The following is a 13,495-nucleotide window of genomic DNA, read 5'->3' on the forward strand; positions in this document are numbered from 1 at the left end:
TAATTATCCTATTTTATTAACTTAAATTTTAAAAAAAATTGCCTGGACAATGTGGTGAATACGTCCACTGTTCGATTTTCATTGAATTCCAAGGCAGGTCATAATTTACGATCGCATTCGCAAATTGAATATTCCGGTATTCTCCCCCTGTTTTCGATGCTAACAGTACAGAAACATGATCCCGAAAAGCTGCACTCACCTTCTTTTCGTGGAGATATTGTTACCAGAAGAGGCAGAGGGGAAGGGGGCTTTCTAGCGGGGGGAGCAAGCCCTTCTCCTCTGGGTGGAGCGGAGCGAAACATGGGTACCGTTCGCGGAGCGTCTCCTAAAGAAGCCCCGTCTTTCGAGGACGCTTGAACTGGGGCGGAGTAAAAGTTCCGTCTGGTGTCTTTCCCCCTGCTCCCCTGCCTCTTTTGACTATGTGAAGTATTGTATCCCCTACAGTTACCAAAACTGTAACGGTGATCAAATTTCACCCTGCTCAGGACTATTCTAGGTAAGTACAACAGGGCAAACATCTATGAGGATTTAGTAATGTCTTACCCGATTTCGTCCAAAACGTGGCAGCGAGTCAGTATTTTAACACTCCTATTATTAATACCAACAGTAGGAATTGCCGTTTTAAATCAGTCTCTGACAAAAGCAATTCCCACCAATTCAACCATCTCAGCCAACTCCATTTTACCCAATCACCCTAACTACCAAGCACTTCAGGCATTAGTTAACAATTATAGTTGTGTCGCTTCCGTCCCCAACTTTGGCACTCTTCCCCTCACCCGCACAGAATTTGCTACAGTCTTGAATACTTGTTCACAGCGCATCAATGAACTCATAGCAAATAACCCCACCACAGTTGCCGAAACAGATATACAAACCCTACAACGCTTACAAAAAGAATTTGCCCCAGAATTAGCAATTCTCAACAATCCCAAAGATGAAGATAAATTAGAAGCTCGTAGTAATATCGCTCCCATTCAACCTAGCAGAGAACGCATTCAAGACCAATCTATCCGTAAGACTAAACCATCCGGCGTAGTTATTGCACCTCCTCTGAATTTCCCAGCGAGTTCACCTGTCACATCTACTGATAACCGTTACAGTAGCCCTAAACTCACAGTTGGGGGTGGTGTTCGTGGTATGGTTGCCCCCGAACCCCAAACAGGTGGTAACTTCAATACAGAAAACTATAACCGCATTGACGATAATCCCTTTCATCGTGTTGGTAATGACCCTCTTTCCACCTTTTCCATAGATGTAGATACAGCAGCCTACAGTAATATGCGCCGGTTTATTACCCAAGGGCAATTACCACCCAAAGATGCAGTCCGCATAGAGGAATTAATTAACTACTTCACTTATAATTACCCTCAACCCACAGGAAATAGACCTTTTTCCGTCACAACTGAAGTTACTGCTGCTCCCTGGAATCCCCAACATAAACTTGTACAAGTAGGTTTGCAAGGTAAACGCTTAGAAAATGAAACCTTACCACCCAGCAACCTCGTATTTCTAATTGATGTCTCCGGTTCTATGGGTGAACCCGACAAATTACCCTTGGTGCAACAGTCTTTAAAATTGCTAGTCAATAAACTGCGTCCTGAAGATAGGGTAAGTTTAGTAGTTTATGCCGGAAATGCGGGTGTCGTCTTACCTGCTACCCCTGGAAATCAAAAAACAAAAATTCTAGCAGCCATTGACCGCTTGCAGGCTGGAGGCTCTACTGCTGGTGGTCAGGGGATTGAATTGGCTTACAAAATCGCCAAACAAAACTTCCTTAAATCAGGTAATAACAGAGTAATTTTGGCGACCGATGGAGATTTTAATGTCGGGGTTTCTAGTGATGCGGAATTGACCAGATTAATTGAACAGAAGCGAGACCAGGGAATTTTCCTGACAGTGCTGGGATTTGGGACTGGCAACTATAAAGATGGCAAAATGGAACAACTAGCTGATAAGGGTAATGGTAACTATGCCTATATTGATACCTTATTGGAAGCTAAAAAAGTCCTAGTTAATGACATTCGGGGAACGCTGTTTACCATTGCCAAGGATGTGAAAATTCAGGTGGAATTTAATCCCGCTAAAGTGCAAGCATATCGCTTAATTGGCTATGAAAATCGCCTGTTGCAAAACCAAGATTTCAATGATGATAAGAAAGATGCAGGGGAAATTGGGGCTGGTCATTCGGTGACTGCACTGTATGAAATTATTCCTACTGGTACGAAGAGTGATGTGAAATTACCAGAGGTAGATCCCTTGCGGTATCAGCGTTCTGGTGTAAATGCGACCGATACTGCCGATAATGAGATGATGTTGGTGAAACTCCGCTATAAATTACCCCAGGACAGCGCCAGTCAATTAATTACTCAGACTATCAAAGATAGTGAATTCAACGTTAACCAAACACCATCAACTAATTTGAGATTTGCGGCGGCGATCGCCACTTTTGGCATGATCCTCCGTGATTCTGAGTACAAAGGGAATGCTAACTATGATTTGGTAATGAAATTAGCAACTCAAGGTCAGGGGGAAGATCAGGAAGGTTATCGGGGTGAGTTTATTCGCTTAGTGGAGCAATCTAGGGAGTTAATGACCAGGAAGTGATTGAGATGATTTCGCTTAGACCAGCATTCAACAAAATTGACACCCCCCGCATCCCCTGCTGTTTCAGCATTTCACCTACATTACGTTATTCCCTGTTTCTACGACTAAGTAGGTGTACATAATAAAAGTGAAATCTGTTGCGTTTTATAAAACGGCTGAAACCCAATAAAATCGTCACGATATCAATAGGGTTTCAGGGTTTTGGCAATAGTATTGACAGTTAATTGTGATATTTGCAAAACACGGTCATTCCAATTACCAAGTTCTTGATTTACCTGATTTCTAGCTTCTTTATCGTTCCAGATTTGCTCCCATTTAAACAACCAACGGGTCAAAAACCGTCCTAAATTCGCTAATTCAAAAGCATAATCAAATTCTACATCTGGGGCTATCCATTCAATAAAATACATTGTCTCTCTAATCAAATTTTTGACGACATCATTATTACCGTCTTGTAATAACCCCTGAATTTGTTTTAAGTGGTTGGTTAAATTGTTTAACCTGAGAGAAACATCATCTTTAATAAAGGTTTCTTGTTTATGTTTATAAGTTAAGTTAATAATGCTAAAAACTCCATAATAATTGCAGCAACTTGTTCTCTAATTTTAGCTCCAGAATATTCCTATGTCTCACTGAACGCGATTCCTAGGTCGCGCTAGTTCCCTTCGGGACGCAATGCGTTCGCTATCGCCTCCGTTCCCAAACGTTTTAATACCTGTAATACACTATAAAGCTCATTATCAGGATTTACCAAAGAAAACAGCCGTGAATTAGCATATTTATGTTCCAATACCTTTAAAAATAAAAACTCATTACCATTGGTAATCATGCCAAAGGTTGGTAGCACAGTTTCCTCATTACCCAACATATAAGCCAAAGCTTGAGGAATTGCGCGTGTCACCGCAAAATCACTCCGTTTTGATTCAATTACCAACAACCAAAGCCGATTTTTTAACACCAAAACATCAATCCGCCCCCGAATAATCGTTCCTTCATCCTCCATTTCTAAAGCCACACCCGTTTCTGTTTCAATCCTAAACGGTTTATGATAAAAACCAGCTAAATCTAACAAGGGCGCAAGTACCACCATCTTTACCGTATTTTCTAGCATTGGCGGATCATCCATCAATTCTAAAAAATTAGCCTTCACCCGATCTAATAAATGTTGATCTTCTTTGTTCAAAGCCTCAAGCCCATCCAACCACTCAGGAAAAAAAGTAGCATCTTGAACGATTTGAATGCCAAAATTTTGCTTTAATTCCCCTAGCGTCACATCCTTGGCCGCAATAGATTGAACCATTTTCATATTTCTCCCTTAGAGGATGTTTGAAAAGTATCAGAATTAATCGAGATCCCCCCAACCCCCCTTACAAAGCCCTTACAAAGGGGGGCTAAATTCCTTAAAGTCCCCCTTTTCAAGGGGGATTTAGGGGGATCTGCGGGTGTCAGATCCCACACGAAAAAGTTTTCAAACAACCTCTTAGGGTTTTTATTTATGCCTTTGTTGATGCCATTGCCAAGCGTGAGAGACGATATCTTTAATACCTGGATATTGAGGTTGCCAATTTAAGATTTTCTGAGCTTTTTCGCTTGTACCAATTAGGGCTGGAGGATCTCCGGGACGGCGATCGCATTCTTTGACTGATATTACCATACCTGTGACATCTTCTGCCGCAGCAATCACTTCTCTAACTGAAAAACCGTTACCATTACCTAAGTTAAAAACTTCGCTTTCACCACCATTTAATAAATATTCTAGTCCCAAAATATGGGCATCGGCTAAATCATTGACATGAATATAATCCCGAATACAAGTACCATCAGGAGTAGGATAATCAGTCCCAAAAATGCTAATAGCTTCCCGTTGACCTAATGCTGTTTGTAACACTAAAGGGATTAAATGGGTTTCGGGATGGTGATCTTCTCCTAATAATCCTTCAGGGTTAGCACCGGCAGCATTAAAATAGCGGAAACGTACTGATTTAAAATTGTATGCCACATCAAAATCAGTTAATATCCTTTCTACCATTAATTTAGTTGCCCCATAGGGATTAATGGGATTTTGGGGATGATCTTCCGTAATCGGAATAAAATTCGGTACACCATAGGTGGCACAGGTGGAAGAAAAGACGAATTTCTGAATTGAAGCTGCTAACATTGACTCTAATAATGTCAGCGTTCCTAAAACATTATTCCGGTAATATTTAGCTGGGTCAGTGACAGATTCACCTACATAAGCATAGGCGGAAAAGTGCATAACTGCGGCAAAATGGCGACTCTGAAAAAGATTATCTAATAAAGTGCGATCGCTCGTATCCCCTTCAATTAATTCTACCTCTAAAACCTGTTCTACCAAATCCCGATGTCCATACACCAAATTATCCAGGATGACTACCTCATAACCAGCTTGCTTGAGTGCTAACACTGTATGAGAACCAATATATCCTGCCCCCCCTGTCACCAAAATACTAGGTTTTCTCGCTGACATAGTTTATTTCTCCTTGATGGTCATTTTGTTAATCTAATTTAGCTTAATTTGAAATCAGATCCCCGACTTCTTCAAGAAGTCGGGGATCTGATCTCTGGTTAATATGCCTGTCCCAGCAGAATTTTATTTACACTTTAATAAACCAGCGTTTCTGATACATTAAGACAGCCACACCATACCAAAATAACAAGGTGACAAATGCAAACAAAAATGAGCCATTGAAATTTCCTGCCCAAGATGCAAAGATATTTTTGTAAATCCAATTATAGATACTAACAGCAGTTTCACCTGTACCCAGTTGAGTTTTGGCTATGATTTTAATTAGAAATACAGAAGCTACAAAAAGAGCGATCGCATTTAATCCCATGATCTCAAAAGGCTTACTCCAGCGTTTAATTAGCCTCACCTCTATCAACTCATAACAAGCTGCTAATAAGATTAACGCCCAACCAGAGGTAAATAAAACATAGGAACTTGTCCAAATTTTCTTATTAATGGGAAATGACACATCCCAAATAATTGCAATTACCAAACAACACAAACCAAACAATACTAAATCCATGCTAGTTTGTGAACTAGCCTGTTTTTTATCTTTAATCCATTGCCCTGTAAAATAACCAGCCAAAACGCTAACTATTGCCGGAATAGTGCTGAAAAGTCCTTCTGGGTCTCCCATAAAATTAAACCCATCACCTTTATACAAATGTGCTTTGGGAATAATCAATCTATCAATAAATGCACCAAAATTACCTTCTCGCGTCAGCACTCCCGCACCATAATCAGGAACAGGAACATACATCATTGTTAACCAATAAGCAAGGAGTAAGCCTCCTGCTACTAACCATTGACTTTTGCGAGGTAATTTTAAAACTATTAAAGATGCAAAAAGATAAGTTAAAGCAATCCGTTGTAATATCCCCATCAAGCGGATACTACTTAAATCAAAAGTCCAAACACCTTGATTCCAAAAACCATTTAATACTAAACCCAATATAAATAGAATCGCAGTCCGGCGCAGGATGCGTAAATAAACTCCTTGAGTAGGTTTGTTATCTGCGGTATATTTTGCTAAAGAAAACGTCATTGCTACACCGACAATGAATAAAAAGCAGGGAAATATTAAGTCAGTAGGTGTACAACCGTGCCATTGGGCATGACTGAGAGAAGGATAAACATCATCTGCAACTCCGGCCATATTAGCGAGAATCATCGCTGCAATGGTGATACCACGAAACACATCAAGTGAACTCAGACGCATAAGCAGAATAATCTATTTGAGAATCTAGTAGTCTGGTAATGCCTCTGGCACGCTGCACGAACAGAATGACATTGGGCATTTCTTTTTGTGGAGTTAGGGACTTCCAATTAAAAAAATCCCCAAAAGTTTCTTGTGGTGCGGGACGAATTGCCCGCTAATTACCAAGGACAGGCAGGATGCCCGTCCCACAAAATTGGGTAATTTATTTTTTGGTTTACTGCTTAGGGACTTCCAATTAAAAAAATCCCCAAAAGTTTCCTGTGGTGCGGGACGAATTGCCCGCTAATTACCAAGGACAGGCAGGATGCCCGTCCCACAAAATTGGGTAATTTATTTTTTGGTTTACTGCTTAGGGACTTCCAATTAAAAAAATCCCCAAAAGTTTCCTGTGGTGCGGGACGAATTGCCCGCTAATTACCAAGGACAGGCAGGATGCCCATCCCACAAAATTGGGTAATTTATTTTTTGGTGATCCCTTAAGTAATTGGACAAAAATATTTACAGTCATTGCGAGCGAAGGGAAGCAATCACAACCCTGGCGAACTGCTTGCAGCAGCGCTAGTTCCCTCCGGGAAGCTCCGCGAACGCTATTGCTTCATTTCACTTCGTTCCCTATGGCTAACGCAATGACATTGTGTAATTAATTCTGTCTCACTACTGATCCTAGAAACTTACCAATGTCACCATCAAATAAGTCAATGATGGTACTAACAACCACTTTAATTTTACGGGGATTATTTCCATAGAGATAGCATAGTTCATATTTTTGTTCATCAGTTCCCAATAATTGTTTTGATTGGATTAGGGAAAAAGCTATTTCTGATGAACCCAATAATCCCAAAGAACGTACTGATAATGTCCACTTCTCCATAAAACCAACTTCAGCAGGTTTGGATTGACTGGTGAAAATGAGACAGCTTTGATGGTGTGTTTCCGCAATTATTTGGGTTAGTTGAGTATATTTTATATAATTAATATCTGAAGCCGGGTCAAGATTATCCAAGATAATCAGACAACGACGAGTACGCAAATAATGGATAACTTTATTAATGTCGGATTTGCTTTCTTTGTGATTAGAGACAAAAGATAGCAAGTCAGTGATCATACTCTCAAAAGATGGAACAGTAGGCACTGAACGCCAAAAAACGCAATCAAACTCACCCCCAATCTGTTTTGCTAGTTGAGTAGCTAAAGCTGTTTTACCAACTCCACTGATACCGAACAATCCTACCAACCGACAGCTATCTTGGATAATCCATGATTCTAGCTGGATCAGTTCTTCCCTGCGTCCGTAAAATGGTGAAATATCAATTGCTGTTCCCCAGTCTTGGAATTTATTGAAATTGTTTTTTTTTTGCGTATTTGTCCGGATTGCGGGGGGGGGGGGTAGATACTACTTCAGTGGTGCTAGTAGTAATTTCTTGCCAATCTAGATTTAATTTGTGACATAGTTCTTCAACGGTTCTATAGTTAACAGGTTTACCAGTTAAGAAATTACTAACTGTAGCTAAGGATAATCCGGTATCATCAGCTAAGGCTCTTTGGTTAGCATATCCATTGCGTGTAACAGCCACCCTAACCTTGTCAATACAGTCATAACGAAGGCATAGTGATCTTGGCATTGATTTTTCTTAATTGGTTATTCCCATGATGAAAGCGTACAGACGATGGTTCATTTTTACGCTTAAACCCGCTTATTTTGGGCAATTTATGAGTCTAATTTTTAATTTCTTTTCTGCATCTTAACGCACCAATTAAGCAACTGTCAAGCTTATGCCTTGAGGCTTATCTGTCATCTATCCAAAGATAGATATAAGTAATTGGACAAAAATATTTACAGTCATTGCGAGCGAAGGGAAGCAATCACAACCCTGGCGATTGCTTCATTTCACTTCGTTTCGTTCCCAATGACATTGTGTAATTAATTCTGTCTCACTACTTATCACACATTAATACCTGCGCTTAATTGAAAAAAGCCTTGATTCGTCTGTTGGATTAGAGTCCGAAACCCAACTTACAAAAAAATAGCAAAGGTATAGTAGACATCCGGTGAAAAAGATTGTAGGAACAGTTCATGTATATTTTTAAAAAAACTTAATATATATGCGATCAAAGTCAGTACAAGGTCAGTAATAGTCAGTACGGAACTTAGTTATTTATAGTATATACTCAAAAAAGCAACTATATACAGAGTCATATTTATGACAGCACCAAACACGGATAACTTGGTTTCGAGTCTTATTGGCTCAGGTGTTGAGGTTACAAATGCTGAATATACTGGAGATAGCCGCGCCGCAGGCATCTTTAATGATCCCTCTCTGGGAATTGGTATTGATTCAGGAATCATCCTCAGCACTGGTGATGTCGCCAATATTTATGGTCCCAATAATAGCGACTCCACTAGCACTGCATTCGCTACTGATGGGGATGCTGATTTAAATCAGTTAGTTTCTCCTAGCGCAACTAGAGATGCGGCGGTTTTGGAATTTGACTTTACTCCGACGAAGAATTTTATCAGTTTCCAGTATGTGTTTGCCTCTGAAGAGTATAACGAATTTGTCAACTCTAGTTTCAACGATGTTTTTGGCTTCTTCATAACCGATTCTCAGGGTAATAAGCAAAATATTGCAGTTATTCCCGGTACAAACACCCCGATCGCCGTCAATAACGTTAATCTGGTAAGCAATTCTGGGTATTACCGCAACAACGACCCAAGTGACTATGGTTTTGGGAATACGCCCTTTAATATAGGATTCGATGGGTTAACTACGCCTTTAACAGCGGTTGCAACTGTAACACCAGGTCAAACCTATCATTTTAAGTTAGCGATCGCTGACAATAGCGATAGTGTTTTAGACTCTGCGGTATTCATTAAGAATGGCGGTTTTATTTCTACGCCTTTGGTGTCTGTTAATGATGTCATGAATGTGAATCAAGACACATCCACAACGATTGATGTCTTGACGAATGATCTTGTTTCTAGTGGTGAAACGCCGATAATTGTTGATTTCCAACAAACAAGTGATAACGGCGGGTCTGTAGCACTTTCAGACAACGGAACGCCAGACAACCTAGCCGATGACCAGTTAGTTTATACGCCGCCAACAGGGTTCTCTGGGGTTGATCAATTTGAATATACCCTAGCTGATAGTCAAGGCAATGCCAGCATAGCCGAGGTTTCTATTCAAGTCCAGGCATCAACCTATTATCTAACTACTGCTACCTCCTGGACAGATGCCCAAGCTCAAGCCCAAGCCCTGGGTGGAAATCTGGTCACGATTAATGATGCCGCCGAAAATCAATTCCTAGCCAATACCTTTGGTAGTTCAGAGTATTTTTGGATTGGTTACACCGATGCCGCTAATGAAGGACAATTTCAGTGGGTCAACGGCGAAACCAGCACTTACACCAACTGGATTCCAGGTGAACCCAATAACAATGGCGATGAAAACTATGCCATCAAGAACTGGGATGGTCTAGGCAGATGGAACGATGTGGCTAATCATTGGCCGATCAGAGGCATTGTTGAAGTTAAAGGGGGAAGTTCCACCCTTTCTATTGCTGATGTTAGCGTTCCCGAAAATGGTTCACCCCAGGTTATTATTCCTGTAACTTTAACGGGAATCACTAACAAAACTTTTACCGTTGACTATAGCGTGACCCCCGGCAGTGCTACCGAAGGCGAGGACTACACCCCAGTCACAGGGACTTTAACTTTCAATCCAGGCGACAGTGTTCAAAATATTACCGTTCCTATTACGGAGAACTATTATCTTGAAGGTGATGAAACCTTTACCGTTAATCTTATCAACGTCACAGGGGAAGCATCCCTAACTAAAGACTCGGCAACCGTTACTATCAATGATACCTACCAGCAACAAACCCAACAATACAATTTCACCTATACCTATGGTAATGGAGATAGCTATTCTGGTTATGGCTATGCTGCACAGGGAACTTATACGGTTGGTCAAGTATTGGATGGTTACACCAATGAAACAGGCAACCCAGGCTATTACACCATTGATTCTGTTGACAATACCAGTCTTGTCAACAACAACTACGTCTATGTGACTAGCTACACCGATGGGGATACTGGTTATGGTACAACAAATAGTATTAGCTCATGGGGCTACAATGGTTTAGGCTCTGAATATGGCCATGCCTACAATGCCAACTATTCAGGAGACACTCGTTTCGACAGCTATAACGAAGCAGATTTGCCTGCCGTCCTGCAAGTGCGACTGAATCTGCTGGCAGATAACAATGGAACACCTGGTGAAATAATCAGCAATGACCAAGTAGGACTAAATCGTTCCTTCTTTGTAGAAATACAAGTAGGAGACCTGCGTGGAAATGCGGCTGGGGTTAACGGTTTAGGACTTAATTTAGCTTGGGATGGGCTGATTCTGGAATCTATTGATACGCCCTTTGACCCCGCCAACATTATCACCGCCAATTTCCCACTATTACAGGATGGAACTGTAGACAATAGCAGTGGCTTGATTAACAACCTCAGTGGCGGTTCTCTCCCCGCTTTTGATTTGGGTCAAGCTATAGGAGTTAATCAGTTAGAACGCTTTGCTCTTCTGCGCTTTCAAACAGAAAATTCCACCGGGACTTACTATTTCACAACCACAGTAGATAGTGCTGCTTTAGCGGATGACAATCCCTACTACTCTCTAGATGTGGAAACATCCCAACCAATTCTCATAGGTTCGGTTTACAGCCAATATAACTTTACCTATAGGTACAATAACAGGGATAGTTATACGGGTTATGTTTATGCTGTGGAAGGTACTTATACAGCAGGTCAAGTCATTGGCATCTTTTATAACGAAACTACGTTGTTGGGGAATTATGGCGAGTACATCATTGACTCCATTGCCTCCACTACTTTAGATAGTTCCTTTAACAATCTTGTCTATGTCACCAGCTACACAGATGGCGATACGGGTTACGGAACAACAACTAATATCAGCAGTGGAACTGGCTACTCTGGTTTAGGCTCAGAATATGGCTATGCCTATGACGCAAACGGCAATAGTTTCGACCCCTACTTTAGCCAATACTACGAAGCCGATATTCTGGGTAATCAGAAATATAACTTCACCTATAGCTACGGTAATGGCGATAGTTACAGTGGTTATGGCTACGCAGCAGTAGGAACCTATACAGCAGGTCAAACCATTGGCGGCATTGCTAACGAAACCAATCTTTATCCTAGCGGTACAGGAGCGGTTGAAAACAATAATCTTGGTTTTAGTTGGGGTGTGGATTCAGTCTACCACCTGTCCTATACCTTTACTAATGTATCTGATGCCCTAACCCTGAATTTTATAGGCTCTGGCCTACAGGATATCGGTAATGAAAGTTGGGGATTGGATAATGTCAAAGTGACTGCTGGTGGTTTCAATTACTCCAATGACTTTGAAAGCAATTCCGTAACTGGTTGGTCAAGCTCGACCCGTTCCACAACTCCTGTTGGTTCCCGCAATTTCCTCGGTGAATTTGGTAACGATACGGTGAGCCTAGCGCTCAATGATGTCGCTCTAAACGGTAGCGTCACCGTAGAGTTTGACTTGTTTATTATAAACAGTTGGGATGGGATTGGTAATTGGGGTGCCGGTCCAGACGAATTTACTGTCAACACTTCAGGCGGTCAAACTTTATTAAATACGACCTTTGCTAATAATCCTGGTCAGCTTCAATCCTATCCTGGTCAGGTGTCGGGTGGCTATTACACCATTAACTCCGTTGAGTTAGGCAATACCAACGCAGGCTATAACGGCTACGTCTATGTCACCAGCTACACCGATGGCGATACTGGTTATGGAACAACAACCAATGTGTCCCATGATTGGCAGGGTGTTAATGGCTATGGGGGACTTGGTTCGGAAGGTGGCTATGCCTATGACTCAAGTGGCAATAGTTCGGACTCTTCCTTCAGCCAATACTACGAAGCTGACATCCAGAACCAACTATTCAACTACACCTACACCTACGGTAATGGCGATAGTCATAGTGGTTATGGCTACGCTTTAGCAGGAACCTATACAGCAGGTCAAACCATTGGTAGCATTGCTAACGAAACAGGCTATACAGGACAGTATACCATTGACTCAGTGAGCGCTGGAACAACGGATAGTTCCTACAACAATAGTGTCTATGTCACCAGCTACACCGATGGCGATACCCTCTACGGTGAGACCACCTATGTCTATAGCATTGGCGGCGGTTCTGGACTAGGCTCAGAATACGGTTATGCTTACACAGCAGAAGGGAATAGCTATGATAGCCTCTTTGGGGCTTACCCTGACGGCACTGGTATTTACAAGGAAGCTGATCTTGTGATTCCAGGTTTGGCTATTACTGATAATTCAGGCAATGCCAATGATTCTAGTATCAAATTCACAACAGAACTATCCAAGTTCCGTAAGGGCTACCAAGACAGCGATTATGTCCGCCCCAATTATGCTGATACCACCAAATACTTTGATATCACCAATACGGGGACAGGTATCCTGGTGGTTTCCGATATTCAGATTAATGTCGGCGGGGTGACTGTGAATAATCTGGATTTGTCAGGGGATAAAGACCTGTTGGTGAATCCGGGTTCTAGCCAACGGGTTAACTTGACCTATGATCCTTCAGCAGCTAAGGAAAACTTTAATGTTACTAATGGTCTGGTATTGTTTACCAACGTTCCTAATTGGTCTCAGTACGAGGTCGCCTTGTCCGGTAAATCCACCTTTAACTCAGACATCAACTATGATGGCAAAGTTAATACTGGTGATTTAGGTTCACTGAACCAAGCAAGAACAAACTTTAACAAGGGAATTTTTGATGCCACTACTGATATCAATGGTGATGGGCTGATTAATACCCTTGATGCAAGTGCTTTGACTGCTGACATTAGACTGAAATTGTCAGTTTAAGTTCTCAGTGTCTACTTAGGGACTTCCAATTAAAAAAAATACCCAAAAATTTCTTGTGGTGCGGGACGAATTGCCCGCTAACCATCAAGGACGGGCAGGATGCCCATCCCACAAAATTGGGTAATTTATTTTTTGGTGTTCCCTTAACTGTCAAGACACCGTTGTGTACAGTTATTGTCAGAATTCATTTAGACAAGTTGAAGCAAG

9 protein-coding genes are annotated in these 13,495 nt (G+C 41.4%); 2 read left to right on the forward strand and 7 right to left on the reverse strand.

The annotated features are described in order from the left end of the window. Positions 1-28 precede the first annotated feature (28 nt). On the reverse strand, positions 29-199 hold the full coding sequence (locus tag IQ228_RS27285; RefSeq protein WP_370566793.1) for a helicase-related protein: 171 nt from the start codon (positions 197-199) through the stop codon (positions 29-31). Positions 200-534: 335 nt separating this feature from the next. Here IQ228_RS27285 and IQ228_RS01660 point away from each other — a divergent pair, with 335 nt between their 5' ends. Further along, positions 535-2,604 (forward strand): VWA domain-containing protein, encoded by a 2,070-nt coding sequence (locus IQ228_RS01660; protein ID WP_193962017.1) that lies wholly within the window; start codon positions 535-537, stop codon positions 2,602-2,604. A gap of 182 nt (positions 2,605-2,786) precedes the next feature. Here the strand turns inward: IQ228_RS01660 and IQ228_RS26335 are convergent, their stop codons facing one another. The 6 genes from IQ228_RS26335 to IQ228_RS01690 all read right to left on the reverse strand — a co-directional run bounded on the left by IQ228_RS26335 (position 2,787) and on the right by IQ228_RS01690 (position 7,972). Next, positions 2,787-3,014 carry a hypothetical protein gene (locus IQ228_RS26335; protein WP_228043633.1) on the reverse strand — a complete coding sequence of 76 codons (228 nt, stop codon included), beginning with the start codon at positions 3,012-3,014 and terminating at the stop codon, positions 2,787-2,789. A 245-nt stretch (positions 3,015-3,259) separates the two neighbouring features. Beyond that, positions 3,260-3,904: a type I restriction enzyme HsdR N-terminal domain-containing protein gene (locus IQ228_RS01670; protein ID WP_193962018.1), complete on the reverse strand. Its 645-nt coding sequence runs from the start codon at positions 3,902-3,904 to the stop codon at positions 3,260-3,262. Positions 3,905-4,093: 189 nt separating this feature from the next. After that, a complete protein-coding gene (gene galE, locus IQ228_RS01675; RefSeq protein WP_193962019.1) occupies positions 4,094-5,092 on the reverse strand; it encodes a UDP-glucose 4-epimerase GalE in 999 nt (332 codons plus the stop codon). Positions 5,093-5,219: 127 nt separating this feature from the next. Beyond that, positions 5,220-6,350: an acyltransferase family protein gene (locus IQ228_RS01680; protein ID WP_193962020.1), complete on the reverse strand. Its 1,131-nt coding sequence runs from the start codon at positions 6,348-6,350 to the stop codon at positions 5,220-5,222. Between the two features lie 640 nt (positions 6,351-6,990). Continuing rightward, positions 6,991-7,722, reverse strand: coding sequence for an NB-ARC domain-containing protein (locus IQ228_RS01685; protein ID WP_370566794.1), 732 nt, complete (start codon positions 7,720-7,722; stop codon positions 6,991-6,993). Further along, positions 7,685-7,972 carry a helix-turn-helix transcriptional regulator gene (locus tag IQ228_RS01690; RefSeq protein ID WP_193962022.1) on the reverse strand — a complete coding sequence of 96 codons (288 nt, stop codon included), beginning with the start codon at positions 7,970-7,972 and terminating at the stop codon, positions 7,685-7,687. Before IQ228_RS01690 ends, IQ228_RS01685 begins: the two co-directional genes overlap by 38 nt. 579 nt (positions 7,973-8,551) lie before the next feature. Between IQ228_RS01690 and IQ228_RS01695 the strand changes: the two genes are divergently transcribed. After that, positions 8,552-13,288 carry a choice-of-anchor L domain-containing protein gene (locus IQ228_RS01695; RefSeq protein ID WP_193962023.1) on the forward strand — a complete coding sequence of 1,579 codons (4,737 nt, stop codon included), beginning with the start codon at positions 8,552-8,554 and terminating at the stop codon, positions 13,286-13,288. Positions 13,289-13,495: the final 207 nt, after the last annotated feature.

Origin of the sequence: Dolichospermum sp. LEGE 00246 (assembly GCF_015207865.1) — a bacterium.
Classification (GTDB): Bacteria; Cyanobacteriota; Cyanobacteriia; order Cyanobacteriales; family Nostocaceae; genus Dolichospermum; species Dolichospermum heterosporum.

Coding starts and splice junctions, on each gene's coding strand:
- IQ228_RS01680 (WP_193962020.1), bottom strand. CDS start 6,350: ATGCGTCTGAGTTCACTTGATGTGTTTCGTGGTATCACCATTGCAGCG.
- galE (WP_193962019.1), bottom strand. CDS start 5,092: ATGTCAGCGAGAAAACCTAGTATTTTGGTGACAGGGGGGGCAGGATAT.
- IQ228_RS01660 (WP_193962017.1), top strand. CDS start 535: ATGTCTTACCCGATTTCGTCCAAAACGTGGCAGCGAGTCAGTATTTTA.
- IQ228_RS01690 (WP_193962022.1), bottom strand. CDS start 7,972: ATGCCAAGATCACTATGCCTTCGTTATGACTGTATTGACAAGGTTAGG.
- IQ228_RS01695 (WP_193962023.1), top strand. CDS start 8,552: ATGACAGCACCAAACACGGATAACTTGGTTTCGAGTCTTATTGGCTCA.
- IQ228_RS01670 (WP_193962018.1), bottom strand. CDS start 3,904: ATGGTTCAATCTATTGCGGCCAAGGATGTGACGCTAGGGGAATTAAAG.
- IQ228_RS26335 (WP_228043633.1), bottom strand. CDS start 3,014: ATGTATTTTATTGAATGGATAGCCCCAGATGTAGAATTTGATTATGCT.